19 protein-coding genes are annotated in these 19773 nt (G+C 66.7%); 12 read left to right on the top strand and 7 right to left on the bottom strand.

What is annotated here, in order from left to right:
• Positions 1 to 100 precede the first annotated feature (100 nt).
• The 5 genes from gcvA (at position 101) to ACYCAX_RS19970 (ending at position 4547) form a co-directional block, all read left to right on the top strand.
• The gene (gcvA, locus tag ACYCAX_RS19990) at positions 101 to 1009 is read left to right on the top strand and encodes a transcriptional regulator GcvA (protein WP_015479270.1); all 909 of its coding nucleotides are present in this window, start codon (positions 101 to 103) and stop codon (positions 1007 to 1009) included.
• 307 nt (positions 1010 to 1316) lie between these two features.
• Entirely contained in the window at positions 1317 to 1724 is a 408-nt protein-coding gene (locus ACYCAX_RS19985; RefSeq protein ID WP_015479269.1) for an acyl-CoA thioesterase, read from the top strand.
• 165 nt (positions 1725 to 1889) lie between these two features.
• Positions 1890 to 2897, top strand: coding sequence for an ABC transporter substrate-binding protein (locus ACYCAX_RS19980; protein ID WP_015479268.1), 1008 nt, complete (start codon positions 1890 to 1892; stop codon positions 2895 to 2897).
• A 67-nt stretch (positions 2898 to 2964) separates the two neighbouring features.
• Positions 2965 to 3771 carry an ABC transporter permease gene (locus ACYCAX_RS19975; protein ID WP_184588097.1) on the top strand — a complete coding sequence of 269 codons (807 nt, stop codon included), beginning with the start codon at positions 2965 to 2967 and terminating at the stop codon, positions 3769 to 3771.
• A complete protein-coding gene (locus ACYCAX_RS19970) occupies positions 3771 to 4547 on the top strand; it encodes an ABC transporter ATP-binding protein (protein ID WP_460248686.1) in 777 nt (258 codons plus the stop codon). Before ACYCAX_RS19975 ends, ACYCAX_RS19970 begins: the two co-directional genes overlap by 1 nt.
• A gap of 19 nt (positions 4548 to 4566) precedes the next feature.
• On the opposite strand, the gene ACYCAX_RS19965 is transcribed toward ACYCAX_RS19970, so the two are convergent.
• Both ACYCAX_RS19965 and ACYCAX_RS19960 read right to left on the bottom strand, forming a co-directional pair.
• Positions 4567 to 5559: a TPM domain-containing protein gene (locus ACYCAX_RS19965; protein WP_460248685.1), complete on the bottom strand. Its 993-nt coding sequence runs from the start codon at positions 5557 to 5559 to the stop codon at positions 4567 to 4569.
• Positions 5556 to 6170, bottom strand: coding sequence for a LemA family protein (locus tag ACYCAX_RS19960; RefSeq protein WP_460248684.1), 615 nt, complete (start codon positions 6168 to 6170; stop codon positions 5556 to 5558). Before ACYCAX_RS19960 ends, ACYCAX_RS19965 begins: the two co-directional genes overlap by 4 nt.
• Before the next feature lie 146 nt (positions 6171 to 6316).
• Between ACYCAX_RS19960 and ACYCAX_RS19955 the strand changes: the two genes are divergently transcribed.
• From ACYCAX_RS19955 to ACYCAX_RS19945, 3 genes are all read left to right on the top strand, one after another.
• Positions 6317 to 7147: an EamA family transporter gene (locus tag ACYCAX_RS19955; RefSeq protein WP_015479263.1), complete on the top strand. Its 831-nt coding sequence runs from the start codon at positions 6317 to 6319 to the stop codon at positions 7145 to 7147.
• A gap of 101 nt (positions 7148 to 7248) precedes the next feature.
• Entirely contained in the window at positions 7249 to 7635 is a 387-nt protein-coding gene (locus ACYCAX_RS19950) for an MAPEG family protein (protein ID WP_460248683.1), read from the top strand.
• Between the two features lie 144 nt (positions 7636 to 7779).
• A complete protein-coding gene (locus tag ACYCAX_RS19945; protein WP_015479261.1) occupies positions 7780 to 8247 on the top strand; it encodes a c-type cytochrome in 468 nt (155 codons plus the stop codon).
• A gap of 167 nt (positions 8248 to 8414) precedes the next feature.
• Here the strand turns inward: ACYCAX_RS19945 and ACYCAX_RS19940 are convergent, their stop codons facing one another.
• Positions 8415 to 8810 (bottom strand): DUF1090 domain-containing protein, encoded by a 396-nt coding sequence (locus ACYCAX_RS19940; RefSeq protein WP_294972738.1) that lies wholly within the window; start codon positions 8808 to 8810, stop codon positions 8415 to 8417.
• A 137-nt stretch (positions 8811 to 8947) separates the two neighbouring features.
• Between ACYCAX_RS19940 and ACYCAX_RS19935 the strand changes: the two genes are divergently transcribed.
• Positions 8948 to 9916, top strand: coding sequence for a CE1 family esterase (locus tag ACYCAX_RS19935; protein WP_460248682.1), 969 nt, complete (start codon positions 8948 to 8950; stop codon positions 9914 to 9916).
• Between the two features lie 3 nt (positions 9917 to 9919).
• Here the strand turns inward: ACYCAX_RS19935 and ACYCAX_RS19930 are convergent, their stop codons facing one another.
• A complete protein-coding gene (locus ACYCAX_RS19930) occupies positions 9920 to 10663 on the bottom strand; it encodes a metallophosphoesterase family protein (protein ID WP_460248681.1) in 744 nt (247 codons plus the stop codon).
• 175 nt (positions 10664 to 10838) lie between these two features.
• Between ACYCAX_RS19930 and ACYCAX_RS19925 the strand changes: the two genes are divergently transcribed.
• Entirely contained in the window at positions 10839 to 12143 is a 1305-nt protein-coding gene (locus ACYCAX_RS19925) for a ferredoxin reductase family protein (protein WP_460248680.1), read from the top strand.
• A gap of 68 nt (positions 12144 to 12211) precedes the next feature.
• Here the strand turns inward: ACYCAX_RS19925 and ligB are convergent, their stop codons facing one another.
• The 3 genes from ligB to ACYCAX_RS19910 all read right to left on the bottom strand — a co-directional run bounded on the left by ligB (position 12212) and on the right by ACYCAX_RS19910 (position 16389).
• A complete protein-coding gene (gene ligB / locus ACYCAX_RS19920) occupies positions 12212 to 13867 on the bottom strand; it encodes an NAD-dependent DNA ligase LigB (RefSeq protein ID WP_460248679.1) in 1656 nt (551 codons plus the stop codon).
• Between the two features lie 312 nt (positions 13868 to 14179).
• Positions 14180 to 15370 (bottom strand): methionine adenosyltransferase, encoded by a 1191-nt coding sequence (metK, locus tag ACYCAX_RS19915; RefSeq protein ID WP_015479255.1) that lies wholly within the window; start codon positions 15368 to 15370, stop codon positions 14180 to 14182.
• A 17-nt stretch (positions 15371 to 15387) separates the two neighbouring features.
• Entirely contained in the window at positions 15388 to 16389 is a 1002-nt protein-coding gene (locus ACYCAX_RS19910) for an ArsR/SmtB family transcription factor (RefSeq protein ID WP_294972747.1), read from the bottom strand.
• A gap of 226 nt (positions 16390 to 16615) precedes the next feature.
• Here ACYCAX_RS19910 and tkt point away from each other — a divergent pair, with 226 nt between their 5' ends.
• Positions 16616 to 18613, top strand: a complete 1998-nt coding sequence (tkt, locus tag ACYCAX_RS19905; protein WP_460248678.1) for a transketolase — start codon at positions 16616 to 16618, stop codon at positions 18611 to 18613.
• Between the two features lie 90 nt (positions 18614 to 18703).
• Complete coding sequence (gene epd / locus ACYCAX_RS19900; protein WP_015479252.1) at positions 18704 to 19750, top strand: erythrose-4-phosphate dehydrogenase; 1047 nt, start codon at positions 18704 to 18706, stop codon at positions 19748 to 19750.
• Positions 19751 to 19773: the final 23 nt, after the last annotated feature.

Genomic DNA, 19773 nt, shown 5'->3' with positions numbered 1-19773 from the left:
CTCCGTAATTGCATGATTGATGTGCTGCTCCACGCTTATGCCTATGTTTAAGGCATTCGCAGCGAATCCTGTGCATCACGATATTCCGAAGAGGCATTCGATGCGACGCAAGATTCCGACCACCGCGGCGTTGGTCGCCTTCGAATCCGCCGCCCGCCACGAGAGTTTCACCAAGGCCGCCGACGAGCTGTCGCTGACCCAGAGCGCCATTTGCCGGCAGATCGCCGCGCTGGAGGAGTTCCTCGGTGTCGAGCTGTTCCGCCGCTCGCGGCGCGGGGTGAAGCTGACCGAGGCGGGGCTCAACTACAGCCGCCGCGTCGCCCAGCGCCTGGATGCCGTGGAGCGCGACACCCTGGCGGTGATGGGCCAGCAGGGCGGCGGTACGCTGGAACTGGCGGTGGTGCCGACCTTCGCCACCCAGTGGCTGCTGCCGCGGCTGAAGGACTTCAAGCGCCTGCACCCGGAAATCACGGTCAACCTGACCAACCGCACCCGGCCCTTCCTCTTCGCCGACACCGAGTTCGACGCCGCGCTGTATTTCGGCGATGGCGCGTGGTCCGGTACGGTGGCCAACTTCCTCATGCACGAGAACCCGGTGCCGGTGTGCAGCCCGGAGCTGCTGGGCGGGCGCATGGCGCTGTCGGCGGCGCAGATCGCCGAGTTGCCGCTGATGCAGCAGACCACCCGGCCCTACGCCTGGCGCCAGTGGTTCGGGTCGCTGGGCATGAGCGTGGCGCACGACATGAGCGGCACCCGCTACGAGCTGTTCTCCATGCTCGCCCAGGCGGCGATGCACGGCATGGGCGTGGCGCTGATCCCGCCGATGCTGATCCAGCACGAGCTGGCCGATGGAAGACTGATCGTGCCGATGCAACATGCCTATTTGAGCGAAAATGCCTATTACCTGATGATTCCCGAGCGCAAGGTGGAATCGGCGACCCTGGGCGCTTTCCGCGACTGGCTGGTCGACGAGGCGGCCAGGTACCGAGCCGAAGCCGGCCTCGGCTGAACATCTGCTGCGCGTCGGCATAACTGCGTTGGAAACAGTCTCGGGCGCGAGTCCGATGAAAATACTCATTTACAGAACGTAAACTCCGCTTTTTCAGCCTGTTTGATTCGCTGGCGCTCACCCTTCGGGCCAGCCTTCGGCTGTTACTCCCGCTGGTCGTTGCGCCTTGTTCTGCTCTAGCTCGCAAGATGTTGAAGAGGCTCTGAGTCATGGCAAGGTGCCTGGCGCCGGCCGGGTCCAGACTTGCATAGTCGGCGGGGCTTTCCCCGTCATCGCGCCCACAAGGCGCAACCTCCAAGGAGTTCACATGAATTTCCACACCCGCAAATGGGTAAAACCCGAAGACCTCAACCCGAACGGCACCCTGTTCGGCGGTAGCCTTCTGAAGTGGATCGACGAAGAAGCGGCGATCTACGCCATCGTCCAGTTGGGCAACCAGCGCGTGGTCACCAAGTTCATCTCCGAGATCAACTTCGTCAGTTCCGCGCGCCAGGGCGACATCATCGAGCTGGGCATCACCGCCACCGAGTTCGGCCGCACCTCGATCACCCTGACCTGCGAAGTGCGCAACAAGATCACCCGCAAGAGCATCCTCACGGTGGACAAGATGGTCTTCGTCAACATCGGTCCCGACGGCCAGCCGGCGCCCCACGGCCGCACCGAGATCAAGTACATCAAGGACCAGTTCAAGGACGACGCCATTCCGCAGCCCTGAGCGGTTCCGGCATCTTTCCCTGCGGGCCCGGAGCGCGGCGAAAACCTTTGCATTTGCGTCGATACGATGTGAGCCTGTGCCCGCCCACGGCGGGCCCGGGCCGACGCAGCCTCCCCGCCGCTCCAGCAGGACCTGTATCTGCAAAACAATGACCGGGGAGAGACCATGCACACCACCTTCGCCTCCGCGCTGCGCCACCTGGCCGTGGCCACCTGCGCCAGCCTGTTGCTGGCCGGCGCCGCGCACGCCGCGCCGATCAAGGCCGACACCAAACCCGAGGCCGGCACCTTCAAGATGGGCATGCAGCCCTGGCTGGGCTACGGCCAGTGGTATGTCGCCGAGCAGACCGGCGCCTTCAAGGCCAACGGCCTGGAGCAGGTCGAGCTGGTCAACTTCACCGAAGACAAGGACATGAACGCCGCCCTGGCCAGCGGCCAGATCGACGGTGGCAACCTCGCCACCCACACCGCGATGGCAATGGTCGCCGCCGGCCTGCCGGTGAAGATCGTCCTGCTGCTGGACCAGAGCACCAGCGCCGATGCGCTGATCGTCGACCCGTCGATCAAGACCCTGGCCGACCTCAAGGGCAAGCAGGTCGCCTACGAAGAAGGCACCACCAGCGACATCCTCCTGCACAGCGCCCTGCGCAAGGCCGGCCTGACCATCGCCGACGTGCAGCCGGTGCCGATGCCCGCCGCCAACGCCGGCAGCGCGTTGATTGCAGGGCAAGTCCCGGCCGCCGTGACCTACGAGCCTTACCTGTCCGCCGCCAAGCAGCAGAACCCCAAGGTCAACCTGCTGTACAAGGGCTCGGATGATCCGGGCATCATCAGCGACGTGTTCGTGGTGCGCGATGAGGTCCTGAAGGAGCGTCCTGGCCAGGTGCTGGCGCTGATCAAGAGCTGGGAAGCCGGTCTTGCGCACTACAACGAGAAGGGCGCCGAAGGCCGCGCCGCTATCGCCAAGGGCGTGGGCGCCGACGAGTCCGAGCTGACCAGTGCCTTCGACGGCGTGCACTTCTACTCGGTGAAGGAAAACCAGGCCGAGCTGAAGGGCGCCTTCCAGAAGGGTTCCTTCGAGCACATCCAGAAGGCCGCCAGCGAAGCCGGCATCCTCCAGCAGCCGGTCACCCCGGCGCAGGCCATCGACGCGCGCTTCGTCGAGGCGCTCTGATCCTCTGAAACACCCTGCGCGCCGGCCCTGAGCCGGCGCGCGTCTTTCTCCGTTCGACGAGCCCGACATGAAAGCCCGCAAATCCAACCCGCTGTTCACCATCGGCAAGCCGATCGCGCAGCGCCACTTCCTGCTCATCGGCGGCGCCGTGTTCGTCCTGCTGGCGCTGCTCTGGTGGCTGGCCGGGGCGAGCGGGGCGGTACCGAAGATATTCCTGCCGGCGCCCGGCGACGTCTGGGCGCGCATGCTCAAGCTGGCCGCCGACGGCACCCTCTGGTCGGACCTGAAGGTCAGCGTGTACCGCATCGCCGTGGCCTTCCTGGTGTCCTCGGCGATGTCCATCGTGATCGGCGTGTTCGCCGGCTGCTACGGCTTCTGGAAGGCCGCCACCGAGCCGCTGGTGGACTTCGTGCGCTACATGCCGGTGGTCGCCTTCGTCCCGCTGACCATCCTCTGGGCCGGCACCAGCGACTTCCAGAAATTCCTCATCATCTGGATCGGCACCTTCTTCCAGCAGGTGCTGATGGTGATGGACGCGATCAAGCGGGTGCCGGCGGACTTCGTCGGCCTGGGCCGCACCCTCGGCATGCCGGATCGCCGCATCCTCCTGAAGATCGTCCTGCCCAGCGCGTTGCCGGGCATCTGGGATGCCCTGCGGATCAGTCTTGGTTGGGCCTGGACCTGGCTGGTGCTGGCCGAACTGGTGGCCGCGACCTCGGGCCTGGGCTACCGCATCACCGTGTCCCAGCGCTTCTTCCAGACCGACACCATCATCGGCTACATCCTTCTGCTGGGCTTCCTCGGGCTGGTCACCGACCAGGCCATGCGCGCCGGCGAGAAGGTCCTGTTCCGCTACAACCGGAGGCGCAGCTGATGGCGACCCTGGAAATCTCCGGCCTGAACAAGAGCTTCGCGGTCGGCAAGGAGCGCCGCGAGGTGCTGTGCAACATCGACCTGACCCTGGCGGACAACGAGTTCGTCTCCATCGTCGGCACCTCGGGCTGCGGCAAGAGCACGCTGCTGTCCATCGCCGCTGGCCTTGAGGAGTTCGACAGCGGCAGCGTGAAGGTGGATGGTGTGCCGATCGCAGGTCCCGGCCTGGACCGTGGCGTGGTGTTCCAGTCCTACACCCTGCTGCCGTGGCTCACCGCGCGGCAGAACGTCGAGTTCGCCCTGAAGGCGGCCGGCCTGTCCCGCGCGCAGTGCCGCGAGATCGCCGACGAGCACCTGGCGCTGGTGAAGCTGACGAAGTTCGCCGAGGCCTATCCGAACGAGTTGTCCGGCGGCATGAAGCAGCGCGTGGCGATTGCCCGTGCGCTGTCCTACCGGCCGAAGATCCTGCTGATGGACGAGCCCTTCGGTGCGCTGGATGCGATGACCCGCCACCAGATGCAGGAACTGCTCACGCGCATCTGGGAAACCCACCGGCTGACGGTGATGTTCGTCACCCATGACGTGGAAGAGGCGGTTTATCTGTCCGACCGCATCGTGGTGATGGGCCTGGGCCCTGGGCGGATCAAGACCACCTTCGACGTGAAGCTCGGTCGTCCGCGCCACGAGGACATGGCCGCCAGCGCCGAGTTCATCGACCTGCAGCGCCAGGTGCTGCGTTCGATCCGCGAGGAAGAACAGGGCGTCGCCGCCCTGTAATTCTCAAGCGTGCATGGGCTTACCAGCGGCCGGAGGCACCGCCGCCGCCGCTGGAGCCACCGCCGCCACGGAAGCCACCGCCTCCGCCGCCCCCACGCCCACCGCCGCCACGGCCGATCGAGCTGATGATCATCAGCAGCAGTTGCAGTACGCCCGAGGTCAGCCACATCGGCGGCAGGAAGAAGATGTACAGCACCAGCGGAATCGAGAAGGAACCGATCATCTGTTGCTGCAGGGCTTCGGGGTTGGCTTCGCTGAACAGCAGTACCGCCGAGGCGACGCCGCCGACCAGCGCGCTGCACAGCAGGTAGCGGCCCATGCTGCGCTGGCGCAGCCACTGCACCGGGAACAGCAGGCAGAGCAGCGGCACACCGATCAGCAGGGCGAGCAGGCCGAGCAGGCGCGCGGGCGGGATTTCCCCGGCGGCGCTGGCGTTACGGTTGGAGTAGGCGTCGCTGTAGCCCGTCACCGGGCCCGTCTGCGGCAACTGGTCCGCTGTGCTCTCATCGGGTTCGGCAGGGGCCGCCGCTGGCGGTTCAATCAGCGCGACCAGGCTGTCCACGCCGGCCTGGATGCCGCCGGCGAAGTCGCCGGTCTTGAAGTGCGGGACTATGGTGTCGCGGATGATGCGCCCGGCCTGCACGTCGGTGATGGTGCCTTCCAGGCCGTAGCCGACTTCGATGCGCAGCGTGCGGTCGTTCTTGGCGACCACCAGCAGCACGCCGTCGTCCACGCCCTTGCGGCCCAGCTTCCACTGTTCGAAGGCGCGGACCGCGTAGTCCTCGATGCTGTCCTCGCCGGTGCTGGGGATCAGCAGCACGGCGATTTGCGCGCCCTTGCGCTGCTCCAGGCCGGCGAGCTGGCTTTCCAGCTGTGCGCGCTGGCCCGCGTCGAGGGTCTGGGTGAGGTCGGTGACGCGGGCGCTGAGTGGCGGGATGGCGACCGGCGCCGCCTGCAGCACGGCCGCCCAGCACAGCAGCAGGGCGGCCAGCAGCCAGCGCGGCAGGGTCATTGCGCGGGCTGCGCCGGCGCGTTGCCGAAGTCCACTTTAGGCGCGGTGGAGATGGCGGCTTCGTTCTCCACGCTGAAGTTGGCCTTGGGCTGGTAGCCGAAGATCTTCGCGGTGATCACCTGGGGGAACTGGCGAATCATCACGTTGTACTCCTGCACGGCCTTCACGTAGCGGCCACGGGCGACGGTGATGCGGTTCTCGGTGCCTTCGAGCTGGGTCAGCAGGTCCTTGAACAGGCCGTCGGCCTTGAGCTGCGGGTAGTTCTCGGTGACCACCAGCAGGCGCGAGAGCGCCGAGCTGAGCTCGCCCTGGGCTTGCTGGAAGCGCTTCACGGCGGCCTCGTCGCCGAGCTGGTCGGCGTTGAGCGTGGTGCTGCCAACCTTGGCGCGGGCCTCGGTCACCTGGGTCAGTACCGCGGCTTCATGGGAGGCGTAGCCCTTTACGGTGCTGACCAGGTTGGGAATCAGGTCCGCGCGGCGCTGGTACTGGTTGAGCACTTCCGACCAGGCGGCCTTCACCTGTTCGTCGCCGGCCTGCATGGCGTTGTAGCCGCAGCCGGAAAGAAGGGAGACGAGAATATAAGCAGTCAGGAATTTGAACAGGCGTGGCATAGCAGGTGCTCGTGCTGGCGAAAAGCCCCAGTCTAGGCCAGTTCCGGCTGAAGAGTCAGATGGAAATGTCCGAAACAGCTGGCGCTTGCCGGCCACGGGGTCGCTCGGGGTAGAATCGAGCTGGTCTATACCAGGAGTTCGTTTTCGTGCTCGCCACTACCCTGGTGCTGCTGGCCGCCCTGCTGCACGCCACCTGGAACACCCTCGTCAAATTCAGCAATGACCGCCTGCTGGTGGTGGCCTGCATGGACATGGTCGGCCTGATCGCCGGACTGGCCCTGCTGCCCTGGATCGAGATTCCGCCCGCCGAGGTCTGGCCCTGGCTACTGGCTGCCGTGTCGCTGCAGTTGGTCTACCGGGTACTGCTGATCCAGGCCTACAAGGTCGGCGACCTCGGTCTCGTCTACCCGCTGATGCGCGGCCTGTCGCCGCTGGTGGTGCTGGCGCTGACCCTGTACTTCGGCGGCGAGCACCTGACCGACAAGCAGATCCTCGGCATCCTGCTGATCCCGGTCGGCATGCTGTTCCTGCTCAAGGGCGGCGGTGGCGCGCGGCTGCCGTGGATTGCCTATCCCGTCGTGCTGCTGATGGGGCTGTGCATCGGCAGCTACACCTGGACCGACGGCAACGCGCTGAAGCTCTGGCCCAAGCCGCTGGACTACCTGGTCTGGCTGTCGCTGCTGTCCGGTCTGCCATTCCCGCTGGTGGCGCTGGTCGGGCGAACGCGAGCCTTCGCCAGGTTCTGGATCAACGACTGGAAGCTCGGCCTGAGCGTCGGCTTCTGCGTGCTGCTCAGCTACGGGCTGGTGCTCTGGGCCATGCAACTGGGTTCCATCGCCGAGGCTGCCGCGTTGCGCGAAACCAGCGTGCTGCTGGTGGTGCTGTTCGGCATGCGCTTCCTCAAGGAGCCCTTCGGCCTGCCGCGCCTGGCGGCGTGCAGTCTGGTGCTGGCGGGCATGCTGGTGATGAAGCTGTGAGGATTGGCCCGCGCTACGGGGCGTATCGCCCAGCCGGTCAAGGACGCGGCGTGGGACGATGACCTAAGCTGCGTGCTTCCTCCCCCGACGAGACATTTGCCATGCCCATTGCCTTCTGGTGCGTCCTGATCGCGATCTTCCTGCCCTACGTCGGTACCAGCCTCGCCAAGTTCACCGGTGGCGGCTTCGGCCCCCGGCAGAACCACGACCCGCGCACCTTCCTCGCCACCCTGGAGGGCTACCGCAAGCGCGCCAACGCCTTCCAGATGAACAGCTTCGAGGTCACCCCGGCCTTCGCCGCGGCGGTGATCATCGCCTACCTGGTGAACAACGCCGAGCCTGCCACCATCGACCGCCTGGCCATTGCCTGGGTTACCAGCCGCCTGCTTTACCTGATCTTCTACATCGCCGACCTGGCGCTGCTGCGCTCGCTGGTGTGGTTCCTCGGCATGGGCCTGATCATCGCGATCTTCGTCGTTTCGGCCTGACCTGGGTGCGCCTGAACGGCGGCTGAACGAAAGGTACGCGGCTGCGGCGGATGGCCGCAGTCGCTCCGGCGTGGTCTGGATCATTCGGACATCGGGGCGGATAATCCGGCGCTTCCGTGTCTGGCCGTCCTACAAGAGTCCCCCATGAAGTTGAAGACCCTGCTCGTTCTGCTGCTCGCTGGCGCGGCGCTCGCCGGTTGCCATCGCCTGGATCCCAACTCGCCGGAGTACAAGCGTCAGGCGGTGTTCAAGGAGATGCTCAAGACCAGCGAGGACATGGGCGGCATGCTGCGCGGGCGGATTCCCTTCGACGCGGACAAGTTCCGCGCGAATTCGACCAAGCTCGGCGAGCTGGCCGACAAGCCCTGGCAGTATTTCCCCACCACCCAGCCGCCGGCGGACAAGGTGGAAAGCGACGACACCCGCGCCAAGGCCGAAATCTGGCAGCGTCAGCTGGAGTTCCAGGCCGACGCCAAGACCTTCGAGCAGGCCGTCCGCGCCCTCGGCGACAATACCCGCAACGCCGCGCCGACGCCCGAGGGCGTACGCAAGGACTTCGCCGCGGTGGAAGACGCCTGCGAAGCCTGCCACAAGAAATTCCGCGCACTCTGACGCGGCATTTCCGGTAGGAGCAGCTGTCTTCTACCGGGTTAATCCCCGCCTGCGCTTCCCTCACCCCGCCCTCTCCCTCAGGGGTGAAGGGCCTTTGACCTTGTAGGAGCGAGCTTGCTCGCGAACCACCTCGCAACGCGAGCAAGCTCGTTCCTACCCGTATTGGTTCACTCCTCCAGTTCGCGCTTGGCCTGCTCCAGCTCCGCGCGTGCTTCGGCCAGCTTGTTCTTGCGCGTGTCGACCTTCTCGGCGTTGCCCTGGTTCAGGGCCTTGCGCAAGTCCTTCTCGCGCTGGGCGACTTCCTTCTCGGCCTCCAGCACGCGCTGCTTGCGTTCCTGCGTCAGGCTGCCATCGGTGCAGTAGGTCTTCACCTTTTCCAGGGCGGTCTGCAGACCGGCGACCCGGTTGCGGTTGCCCTGGGCCTTGGCTTCTTCGAGCTGGCGCTCGATAGCGTCCTGCTTGGCGGCACAGCCGGTCAGCGGCCTGGACGCCTCGCCGGCGAGCAGTGGCGAGGCACAGCCGAGAGCGAGAAGGGCGGCCATCAGAGCAGAGCTTCGGAACATTTTCGGAATCCTTGGTTACCAAACACTAAGACGTTCGTATGCGACGGCTAGAGTGTGTCATGGAGTGGCGTCGCGAGGGATGTCCTGGAACATGGTCGACGTTCACGAAGCCCGCAAGGCGGGCGAGGAGAGGCGGGATGCGTATGGCGATTCGCGTCGTGCAGGGACTCATCGCGTTGCTCGTGCTGGCACTGCTGGTCGGGGCCTGGTGGTACCTGCCGGGAGAGTTGCGGCAACGCCCCGCGCTGGGGGGAACCAGCGAGGATTCCTCGATCCGCGTAGGCGAACGGCGCCGCAGCTACGTGCTCTATGCGCCGCGCCAGCTCGCCGAGCGCCCGGCATTGCTGGTGGTGCTGCACGGCTCCCGGAGCAACGGCGAGCGGATGCGCCGCGACAGCGGCTATCGCTTCGATGCGCTGGCGGATCGCGACGGTTTCCTGGTGCTCTACCCCGATGGGGTCGAGGGGCACTGGAACGATTGCCGAAAAGCCGCGGCCTACAGCGCGCGGCGCCTGAATATCGATGACGTCGGCTTCCTCTCGATCATGATCGAGCGCCTGCAGCGCGCGCGCGGGGTCGACCCCGCGCGCGTCTTCGTCGTCGGCTACTCCAATGGCGGGCAGATGGCGCTGCGCATGGCGGCCGAGGCTGCCGACAAGGTCGACGGCGTGGCGGCGATTGCCGCCAGCCTGCCGAGTGCGGACAACGATGCCTGCCGGCCCGCGCAGCAGCCCAAGGCGACCTTGCTGATGAATGGCACGCGTGACCCGATCAATCCCTACGCCGGCGGTGTGGTGACGCTGTTCGGCTTCGGCAACCGGGGCAGGGTGCTGTCGGCGGAGGAATCCGCGCTGGCGCTGGCGCGCCGCAATGGCCAGAGCGGTGAGCCCAGCCGGGACCGGTTGACCTCGATCGGGCCGGTCTGGACGGAGCGGCAACGCTGGAACGCCGCCGGCTCGGCGCCGGTGGAGCTGGTGACGGTGCACGGCGGCGGACATCTGCTGTCGCAGTCGGTGTATCGACCGCCGCGTCTGTTCGGGCGGGCTGACCCGGAGCTGGATGGTCCGGCGGAGATCTGGCGGTTCTTCAGCGAACTGCCGCACTGAGAGTCAGAGGTCGATCACCCAGCAGGGATCGAAGCCGCTGTCCTCCCCCGGATAGGCGCCGGGATTGGCCACGACCCGGGCATTGCCGATGCGGTAGTCCTGGCGCTCGTGGACATGCCCATGCACCCACAGGTCGCAACGCTCCACCAGGGGGGCGAGGTTCGAGGCGAAGGCCGGCGACAGGCTGTCGCCGACGTAGGGCTCGGGAATCGAGCGTCCGCAGGGCGCGTGATGGGTGACCACCACGGTGCGGCCGGCAAAGGGCTGCGCCAGTTTCGCCGCCAGCCATTCGCAGGAGGCTTCGCAAAGGTCCCGGCTCATTTCCGGGGTAAAGGGCTGGGTGAAGTAATCCACGCAGCGGAAGTCCGGCATCAGCAGCAGCGCCTGCTCCACGGCAAGCTGCGCCCCACGTTCGCCATAGAGCTGGAAGTCGGTCCACAGGGTGGCGCCGAGCACGCGCACATCGCCGAGGACCACGGCGTCGTTTTCCAGGAAATGGATATCCAGCGCGCGCGCCAGGTTGCGCATGGCCTGGGTCAGTTCCGGCAGGTCGGAGTGGTAGAACTCGTGGTTGCCGGCGACGTAGACGATCTCCGTCTCGGGAAATGCCTCGCGGGCCCAGTGCAGCCCCTGCAGGTGCTCATGGATATCGCCGGCGAGGATCACCAGGTCGGCGGCCGCCTCGGGCAGTTCGCGGCCGCCGGGGAAGTGTTCGTGGTGGAGGTCGGAGAGGATACGCAGGCGCATGGTCGGTCACGGGGTATCGGTGGGGTGTTCATTCTGCGCGCGGCGTGTCGCTATTGCCCAGTCCTTGACCTGGGTCATGGCATGGCCGGCCAGGCAGAAATTGTCCTGCCAAATTAAGGGATGATTCAGAGGAATCCTTCAGTTTCCGCCTGGAAAAGCAGTCTGGGAGGACCCCATGAAACTCATCTGGATCATCCTGGCCGCCGTCGCGGCGGCCTTCGGCCTGGCCCTGTTCCTCGACCCTCCGTCCACCCTGGACATCTGGGTCATCCGCAAGCAGGCGATTCTCTTCACAGGCGTCGCGGCATTCGCCCTGATGTCGCTGATCATGCTGCTGGCGGTGCGCCCGGCCTGGCTGGAGCGGCCGCTGGACGGGCTGGACCGCATGTACCAGGCGCACAAGTGGGCGGGTATTCTCGCCATCGTGCTGGGGCTTGCGCACTACCTGATGGAGCTGGGCGGGCCGTTGCTGGCGAAGTTCATCGCCAAGCCGGCCAAGGGGCCACGGGTGGAGACCTTCCTCGACGTCTTCCGCGGTTCGGCCAAGGACCTGGGCGAATGGTCCGCCTGGCTGCTGGCGGTGATGCTGGTGATCACGCTCTGGCAGCGTTTCCCCTACCGCCTGTGGCGCTACGTGCACAAAACCCTCGCGGTGGTCTACCTGGTGCTGGCCTTCCACGGCGTGGTGCTGGCGCCGGCGGGTTACTGGTCGCAGCCGATCGGTTGGCTGGTGGCGCTCTGTGCGCTCGTGGGCAGCGTCTGCGCGGTCTGGTCCCTGAGCGGGCGGATCGGCCGCAAGCACACCCATGAGGGGGTCGTGGTGGCGGTCGAGCGTCCCGGCGAACGCATGCTCGAGGTCACCTGCAAGCTGAAGGGGCGCTGGCGGCATCGCGCCGGGCAGTTCGCCTTCCTGACCTGCGATCGGCTGGAAGGGCAGCATCCCTTCACCCTGTCCTGCGCCGACCGGGGTGATGGCGAGGTGCGCTTCAGCATCAAGGCGCTGGGGGACTACACGCAGCGCCTGCAGGACAGTCTGCGGGTCGGCGACCCGGTGAGCGTGGAGGGGCCCTATGGTCGCTTCGATTTCCGCCGCGACAAGGGCGGGCGCCAGGTGTGGATCGCCGGCGGGATCGGCATCACACCGTTCCTGGCCTGGCTCGAGTCCCTGCAGGAGCGGTGCGACGACTGCCCCGAGGTGACGCTGCTGTACTGTGTGCGTTCCCCTTCCGACGCCATCTACGCGGGGCGTTTGCGCGAGTTGTGCGCGAAGCTGCCACGCATTGACCTGCGCGTGCATTACAGCGAAAGCGAAGGCTATTTGCAGGCCGCCGACCTCGAACTGCAACCCGGACCGCAAGGCCGCTGGCCGAGCGTCTGGTTCTGCGGCCCGCAGGGCTTGGCCGAGCTGCTGCGGCGCGACCTGCGCCGCCAGGGCATGCCGCGCAACCGCTTCCACCAGGAAGCCTTCCAGATGCGCTGAGGCACCTGGTGGCCTGTGTGGCTAATTCGGCACTCGAACTTCAATTGCCGAATTAACCGTACAGGCCACTAGAAACCGGCGATGCCGACGTCGTGCAGTTGCTGTTGCAGCTGCACGACGTCCGTTGTGTGGAAGAACCGCTCCAGTTGTGCGCCGCGAACCGTACCGATCCCAGGGCGGGCCTGCCATTGCTCCGCACTGCGTTGGGCCAGGGCGGCCCAGTCTTCGTCGGGCGGCAGGGCGTCGGCGGAGGGGACGCCGAGGGCGCGCAGCCAGGTCGCGAAGGGCCGCTGGCGCGCCAGTTGGAACTGCCGGTGCAGGTTCGCCGCACTGCGCTCGCCCAGGCCGGGCACCGCGAGCAATTGCCCGGGGGTCAGGAGTAGCCAGTCGAGCAGCCCCGCCAGCAGCCCGGCCTCGTCGAGCTGCCGCCAGGTCCCCGGTCCCACTCCGGAGAGTGCGAGCCCTCCCTTGCCGCTCAGCCACTCCAGCCGGGCAAGGAACTGCTGCCGGCAATCGGGCGTTGCGTGCCAGCAGGTCAGGGCGCTGTACTGCCCGTCCAGCGGTGCGGCAACGTCGGTGCGCGTGGGCGAGCGCCAGACCACACCGTCCAGGCGCGGGATGGTCAGGCCGGCGAGGGTGACGGCGACCTGGTCGCCGGGACGGACGTCGAGGTTGCGCCAGCGCTTCAGGGAACCGCTGCTGACGCGCTGGATACTACGTCCGTCCAGTTCCACCGGCGCCAGGTGCAGCACCGGCGTGACCCGACCACTGCGTCCGACCTTGAACTCCACCCGGCGAACTTCGGCCAACGCCTGTTGATACGGGTACTTCCAGGCCACCGCCCAGCCCGGTGCCTGTGCGCTCCAGCTGCGGCCCGGAGGGCGGCGGCCCTGACGAATGACGATGCCGTCGCTGGCGAAGGGCAGCGGCTGCTTGTACCAGCGTTCGCGCCAGGCTTCGATCTCGGCGAATCCGCTGACGGGCTCCGTCCGCTCGGCGCTGTCGGAAAAGCCCAATTGCCGCAGACGCTGCTGGCGCGCCGGCATGTCCAGAGGACCGTCGGGAAGCTCCCAGACGAACAGGCCGATCCGCTCGCCCTCGCTGCCGAGCGACTTGCGCGCCATCAGCCCGGCAACCTTGCCGCGCGCCCCCAGGCCGCCCTGGCGGGCCTGCACGTGGTCCGGCAGGCGCCAGTACAACTCGCCCTGCAGCACCAGCCGGCCGTGTTCACCGGGTAACTGCCGGGGAATCGCGGGCACCTGCCGGGCATTGGCCGTCCAGTCCTGTCCCGCGAGGCCATCGCCACGGCTGATCGCCTGGTGCAGCCGCCCCTCCTGGTAGACCAGGGTGACCGCAACGCCATCGACCTTGGGCTGCACCCAGAGGTCGCTGCGGTTCGTCAGCCACGCGCGCACGGCGGCGGCATTGGGGAGCTTGTCGAGCCCGGTGTGGGGGACCGGGTGGCGGACGTCGCCGGCGCTGCTGGCCAGGGGCGCATCCGTGGCTGTGGGGGTTTGCGGATGACAGGACTGCCACTGCCGCAGCCGCTCGCGGGCCTGGTCGTACAGCTCGTCCGCGACAGGAGAGGTCCCCTGCCGGTGATAGGCGTCGTCCCACTGCGCCAGTTGGGCTTGCAGGGCATGTATCTCGTCGCGTGTCCGTTCGGTACAGGCGTAGGTGGCAAGCGGCGGGCAAAGCAGTAGGGCGAGGATCAGGCGTGGCATGGCGAGCGTCCGTGCTGCGGGGGAGTCCGTCAGCCTAGAAGCGGCTCGTGGTGGGCGACGCCGAGGTGGGCGCGGATTATTCGGCGTGGTGTGTCGGACGCTGGAAATGAGTTCGCCCGCGGGTGCAGGGCTTTTCAGACGTTGGGGGGTGGCGCCAACCGGCGTCTTGTGTCGTGCCGTGCGCTTCGCGAGCAAGCTCGCTTACAGGGAAACGCCAGATTGCGTTTCGCAGGAGCGGACTCCGTCCGCGATAGGCCTCCCAGCAGAAACGAAAAAGCCCCGCCGAGGCGGGGCTTTTTCTGCTACCGGACCTTACAGGCCGGCGGCGTCACGCAGGGCGGCGGCCTTGTCGGTGCGCTCCCAGGTGAAGGCGGTGAAGGTGTCTTCGCCGTAGGTCATTTCGAACGGGTTGCGACCGAAGTGGCCGTAGGCCGCGGTCGGCTGGTACATCGGGTGCAGCAGGTCGAGCATCGTGGTGATCGCGTACGGACGCAGGTCGAAGTGCTCGCGGACCAGCTGGACGATCTTCTCGTCGCTGATCTTGCCGGTACCGAAGGTGTTGACCGAGATGGAGGTCGGTTGGGCCACGCCGATGGCGTAGGACACCTGGATCTCGCAACGCTCGGCCAGGCCGGCGGCAACGATGTTCTTGGCCACGTAGCGACCGGCGTAGGCAGCGGAGCGGTCGACCTTGGACGGGTCCTTGCCGGAGAACGCGCCGCCGCCGTGACGGGCCATGCCGCCGTAGGAGTCGACGATGATCTTGCGGCCGGTCAGGCCGCAGTCGCCCACCGGGCCGCCGATCACGAAGTTGCCGGTCGGGTTGATGTGGAACTGGGTGTCCTTGTGCAGCAGCTCGGCCGGCAGCACGTGCTTGATGATCAGCTCCATCACGCCTTCGCGCAGGTCCTTGTAGCTGACCTCCGGGTTGTGCTGGGTGGACAGGACGATGGCGTCGATGCCGACGACCTTGCCGCCTTCGTAGCGGCAGGTGACCTGGGATTTCGCATCCGGGCGCAGCCACGGCAGCAGGCCGGACTTGCGGGCTTCGGCCTGGCGCTCCACCAGCCGGTGGGAGAAGCAGATCGGCGCGGGCATCAGCACGTCGGTTTCGTTGCTGGCGTAGCCGAACATCAGGCCCTGGTCGCCAGCGCCCTGGTCTTCCGGCTTGGCGCGGTCGACGCCCTGGTTGATGTCCACCGACTGCTTGCCGATGATGTTCAGCACGCCGCAGGTGGCGCCGTCGAAGCCGACTTCGGAGCTGTTGTAGCCGATGTCGATGATGACCTTGCGCACCAGCTCTTCCAGGTCGACCCAGGCGGAGGTGGTGACTTCGCCGGCGATGATCGCCACACCGGTCTTCACCAGGGTTTCGCAGGCCACGCGGGCGTACTTGTCCTTGGCGATGATGGCGTCGAGCACCGCATCGGAAATCTGGTCCGCGATCTTGTCCGGATGGCCTTCGGAGACGGATTCAGAGGTGAAGATCGAGTATTCGCTCATCTAACGGTTCCTATCATTTACCGGTGGGTGAGGACGCTTCGCGAATCCGGTTTGGCGAAGTGCCGTACCTGGATCTGAAAGCCATTACGTAAACCAATGTACAAACTTTCGCCGGGCGCGAGCCCCGCGGAATCGGCCCAACGGGCCAGGTCGTCCTGTTCGAACCCCAGCCAGAGATCGCCACAGGCCTCCCTGGCCCAACTCTGGTCGTGGCTGCAGAGCTCCGTCACCAGCAGGCTGCCACCGGGTTTCACCAGGTTCGCCAGCTGTTTCAGCGCTTCCGCCGGCGCCGCGAAATGATGCAGCACCATGTTCAGCACCACGCAGTCCGCCGCGTCGTCGGCGTCCTGCAGGGCATCGGCCAGCCGCAGCCGGACGTTGTTCAAACCTTCGCTGGCGCAACGTTGCCGCGCCATGTCGAGCATCGCCTCGCTGTTGTCCAGCGCGGTGACCTCATTGAAGCGCCGGGCCAGCTCGGGGAGGAATCCGCCGTCGCCGGGACCGACTTCCAGCGCCGTGGCACCGGGGGCGAAGCTCAGCGCGTCGAGCAGCGCCAGTACGCTTTCGCGGTATTGCGGAAGGCCCGCGATCAGGTCCTGCGTGGCCTGGAACTTCTCCGCGCTGCGGGCGAAGTAGTCGCGGCTCACGGCGGCGCGCTGGGCGTGCACGCTGACAATGCGCTCGCTGACATCCTCCGGCAGCTCCAGGCCGTCGACCTCTTCGAGCAGCGCGCCGTGCAGCGTGCCGCCAAGGCTCTCGGCCTGGGGCAGGGCGCGGCGATAGAAGATCGCGTTGCCTTCGCGGCGGGTGGCCACCAGGCCGGCCTGGGCCAGCACCTTCAAGTGGTGGCTCATGCCCGACTGGCGGGTGCCGAAGATATGCGCCAGTTCCAGCACGCCGAACGAGTCGTTGGTCAGGGCGCGCAGCACGTTCAGCCGCAGCGGATCGCCGCCGGCCTTGCACAGGGCGGCCAGCTGGTCGCAGTCGTCGTGGCGGATTTCGGGCAGGCGCAGGCTCATAGGTCGCGCAGTCTAGTCGTGGCTTGCAGGGTGGGGCAATAGCTGTATCAAAAAGTTTTGATATTGACGGATGAGCGGTTTTTGATCAGTTGCCCGGCCCGCTCGGATGCTCTGCATCAGGCTTCTGCCGATCTGTCATTGCCCCACGGGGCCCGGCTGGGCGAAAATACCGGCCTTTTTTCATTCCCTTCGAAGTTTCGAAGCAGCCCCCGCAGGAGATTCAGCGATGCCCAGCCGTCGTGAGCGAGCCAATGCCATCCGCGCACTGAGCATGGACGCCGTGCAGAAAGCCAACAGCGGCCATCCAGGCGCCCCGATGGGCATGGCGGATATCGCCGAAGTGCTCTGGCGCGACTACCTCAAGCACAACCCGGGCAACCCGCAATGGGCCGATCGCGACCGCTTCGTGCTGTCCAACGGCCACGGCTCGATGCTGATCTACTCGCTGCTGCACCTCACCGGCTACGACGTCACCGTCGATGACCTGAAGAATTTCCGCCAGCTCAACTCGCGCACCCCGGGCCACCCGGAATACGGCTACACCGCCGGCGTCGAGACCACCACCGGCCCGCTGGGCCAGGGCATCGCCAACGCCGTGGGCATGGCGCTGGCCGAGAAGGTGCTGGCTGCGCAGTTCAACCGCGACGGTCATGCCATCGTCGACCACTACACCTACGCCTTCCTGGGCGACGGCTGCATGATGGAGGGCATCTCCCACGAGGTGGCTTCGCTGGCCGGCACCCTGCGCCTGAACAAGCTGGTCGCCTTCTACGACGACAACGGCATCTCCATCGACGGCGAAGTCGAAGGCTGGTTCACCGACGACACTCCCAAGCGCTTCGAAGCCTACGGCTGGCAGGTGATCCGCAATGTCGACGGGCATGACGCCGACGAGATCAAGACCGCCATCGAAACCGCCCGCAAGAGCGACGCCCCGACCCTGATCTGCTGCAAGACCGTGATCGGCTTCGGTTCGCCGAACAAGCAGGGCAAGGAAGAGTGCCACGGCGCTCCGCTGGGCAACGACGAAATCGCCGCCACCCGCGCCGCGCTGGGCTGGAACCACGGTCCCTTCGAAGTCCCGGCCGAGATCTACGCCGAGTGGAGCGCCAAGGAAGCCGGCGCCAGCCACGAGAGCGAATGGAACCAGCGCTTCGCCGCCTACCAGGCCGCGCACCCGGAACTGGCTGCCGAGTTCCTGCGCCGTGTCGCCGGCGAGCTGCCGGCCGACTTCGCCGAGAAGGCCGCGGCCTATGTCGCCGACGTTGCCACCAAGGGTGAGACCATCGCCAGCCGCAAGGCCAGCCAGAACGCGCTGAACGCCTTCGGCCCGCTGCTGCCGGAGTTTCTCGGCGGCTCGGCCGACCTGGCCGGCTCCAACCTGACCCTGTGGAAGGGCTGCAAGGGCGTGAGCGCCGCCGACGCCAGCGGCAACTACATGTTCTACGGTGTGCGCGAGTTCGGCATGAGCGCCATCATGAACGGCGTCGCCCTGCACGGCGGCTTCATCCCCTACGGCGCGACCTTCCTGATCTTCATGGAATACGCCCGCAACGCGGTGCGCATGTCCGCCCTGATGAAGCAGCGCGTGCTGTACGTGTTCACCCACGACTCCATCGGTCTGGGCGAAGACGGCCCGACCCACCAGCCGATCGAGCAACTGGCCAGCCTGCGCCTGACCCCGAACCTGGACACCTGGCGCCCGGCCGATGCCGTGGAATCCGCGGTGGCCTGGAAGTACGCCATCGAGCGCGCCGACGGTCCGTCCGCCCTGGTGTTCTCCCGCCAGAACCTGCCGCACCAGCCCCGCGACGCCGGCCAGCTGGCGGATGTCGCCCGTGGTGGCTACGTGCTCAAGGACTGCGACGGCGAGCCGGAACTGATCCTGATCGCCACCGGCTCCGAAGTCGGCCTGGCCGTGCAGGCCTTCGACAAGCTCAGCGCCGAAGGTCGCAAGGTGCGCGTGGTTTCCATGCCGTCCACCAGCGTCTTCGACCAGCAGGACGCCGGCTACAAGCAGGCCGTACTGCCGGTGCAGGTCGGTGCGCGCATCGCCATCGAAGCCGCCCACGCCGACTACTGGTACAAGTACGTGGGTCTGGAAGGCCGCGTGATCGGCATGACTACCTTCGGCGAATCGGCCCCGGCCGCCGCCCTCTTCGAGCACTTCGGCTTCACCGTCGAAAACCTGCTGGAAGTGGCTGCCGAGCTGCTCGACGCCTGATCCGGCTCTTGTAGGAGCGAGCTTGCTCGCGAAGGGTTTTGCTCGGTTCGCGAGCAAGCTCGCTCCTACGAAGATCGACAAGGGATAACAATGTCCAAGCGCCCTTACCGAGTTGCCCTCAACGGCTACGGCCGCATCGGCCGCTGTGTGTTCCGTGCCCTGCACGAGCGCCGCGCGAAGGCTGATTTCTCCATCGTCGCGCTGAACGACCTGGCCGACCTCGCCAGCCTGGAATACCTGACCCGCTTCGACTCCACCCACGGCCGCTTCCCCGGCGAAGTGAGCGTGGCCGACGGCTGCCTGCACGTCGGCGGCGATTGCGTGAAGGTGTTCCGCGAGGCGACGCCCGAAGCCATCGACTGGCGCGCGCTGGACGTCGACCTGGTGCTGGAGTGCTCCGGCGTCTACCACACCCGTGCCGATGGCGAACGCTTCCTGGCCGCCGGTGCGCCGCGCGTGCTGTTCTCCCAGCCGATGGCCAGCGAGACGGACATCGATGCCACCGTGGTCTTCGGCATCAACCAGCAGGGCCTGGCCGGCGCCGAGAGGCTGGTCTCCAACGCCTCCTGCACCACCAACTGCAGCGTGCCGCTGCTCAAGCTGCTGAACGAGGCCGTGGGCATCGAGTACGTCTCGATCACCACCATCCACTCGGCGATGAACGACCAGCCGGTGATCGACGCCTATCACCACGAAGATCTGCGCCGCACGCGCTCGGCCTTCCAGTCGGTGATCCCGGTGTCCACCGGTCTGGCCCGTGGCATCGAGCGCCTGCTGCCGGAACTCGCCGGGCGAATCCAGGCCAAAGCCATTCGGGTGCCGACGGTGAACGTCTCGGCGCTGGACATCACCCTGCAGGTCTCCCGCGACACGTCCGCCGAGGAGATCAACCGCGTGCTGCGCCAGGCCGCCACCGAAGGCCCGCTGAAAGGCCTGCTGGCGTATACCGAACTGCCCCACGCCAGTTGCGATTTCAACCACGACCCGCACTCGGCCATCGTCGATGGCAGCCAGACCCGCGTTTCCGGCCCCCGGCTGGTGAACGTGCTGGCCTGGTTCGACAACGAGTGGGGGTTCGCCAACCGCATGCTCGACACCGCAGGGCATTTCCTGCGGGTCGCCGCTACCGAACGTTAATCAAACAGCCCCAACAGGACTGA

It is taken from the genome of Pseudomonas sp. MT3 (genome assembly GCF_054720805.1).
The sequence above is the reverse complement of the archived record's forward strand: the minus strand, read 5'-3'. Positions and strand labels throughout refer to the sequence as shown.

Excerpts from the sequence above, each read along its gene's own strand:
- ACYCAX_RS19975 (WP_184588097.1), top strand. The coding sequence starts at position 2,965 with ATGAAAGCCCGCAAATCCAACCCGCTGTTCACCATCGGCAAGCCGATC.
- ACYCAX_RS19945 (WP_015479261.1), top strand. The coding sequence starts at position 7,780 with ATGAAGTTGAAGACCCTGCTCGTTCTGCTGCTCGCTGGCGCGGCGCTC.
- ACYCAX_RS19940 (WP_294972738.1), bottom strand. The coding sequence starts at position 8,810 with ATGTTCCGAAGCTCTGCTCTGATGGCCGCCCTTCTCGCTCTCGGCTGT.
- ACYCAX_RS19910 (WP_294972747.1), bottom strand. The coding sequence starts at position 16,389 with ATGAGCCTGCGCCTGCCCGAAATCCGCCACGACGACTGCGACCAGCTG.
- ligB (WP_460248679.1), bottom strand. The coding sequence starts at position 13,867 with ATGCCACGCCTGATCCTCGCCCTACTGCTTTGCCCGCCGCTTGCCACC.
- ACYCAX_RS19935 (WP_460248682.1), top strand. The coding sequence starts at position 8,948 with ATGCGTATGGCGATTCGCGTCGTGCAGGGACTCATCGCGTTGCTCGTG.
- ACYCAX_RS19970 (WP_460248686.1), top strand. The coding sequence starts at position 3,771 with ATGGCGACCCTGGAAATCTCCGGCCTGAACAAGAGCTTCGCGGTCGGC.
- ACYCAX_RS19950 (WP_460248683.1), top strand. The coding sequence starts at position 7,249 with ATGCCCATTGCCTTCTGGTGCGTCCTGATCGCGATCTTCCTGCCCTAC.
- ACYCAX_RS19980 (WP_015479268.1), top strand. The coding sequence starts at position 1,890 with ATGCACACCACCTTCGCCTCCGCGCTGCGCCACCTGGCCGTGGCCACC.
- gcvA (WP_015479270.1), top strand. The coding sequence starts at position 101 with ATGCGACGCAAGATTCCGACCACCGCGGCGTTGGTCGCCTTCGAATCC.
- metK (WP_015479255.1), bottom strand. The coding sequence starts at position 15,370 with ATGAGCGAATACTCGATCTTCACCTCTGAATCCGTCTCCGAAGGCCAT.
- ACYCAX_RS19925 (WP_460248680.1), top strand. The coding sequence starts at position 10,839 with ATGAAACTCATCTGGATCATCCTGGCCGCCGTCGCGGCGGCCTTCGGC.
- epd (WP_015479252.1), top strand. The coding sequence starts at position 18,704 with ATGTCCAAGCGCCCTTACCGAGTTGCCCTCAACGGCTACGGCCGCATC.
- tkt (WP_460248678.1), top strand. The coding sequence starts at position 16,616 with ATGCCCAGCCGTCGTGAGCGAGCCAATGCCATCCGCGCACTGAGCATG.
- ACYCAX_RS19985 (WP_015479269.1), top strand. The coding sequence starts at position 1,317 with ATGAATTTCCACACCCGCAAATGGGTAAAACCCGAAGACCTCAACCCG.
- ACYCAX_RS19965 (WP_460248685.1), bottom strand. The coding sequence starts at position 5,559 with ATGACCCTGCCGCGCTGGCTGCTGGCCGCCCTGCTGCTGTGCTGGGCG.
- ACYCAX_RS19930 (WP_460248681.1), bottom strand. The coding sequence starts at position 10,663 with ATGCGCCTGCGTATCCTCTCCGACCTCCACCACGAACACTTCCCCGGC.
- ACYCAX_RS19960 (WP_460248684.1), bottom strand. The coding sequence starts at position 6,170 with ATGCCACGCCTGTTCAAATTCCTGACTGCTTATATTCTCGTCTCCCTT.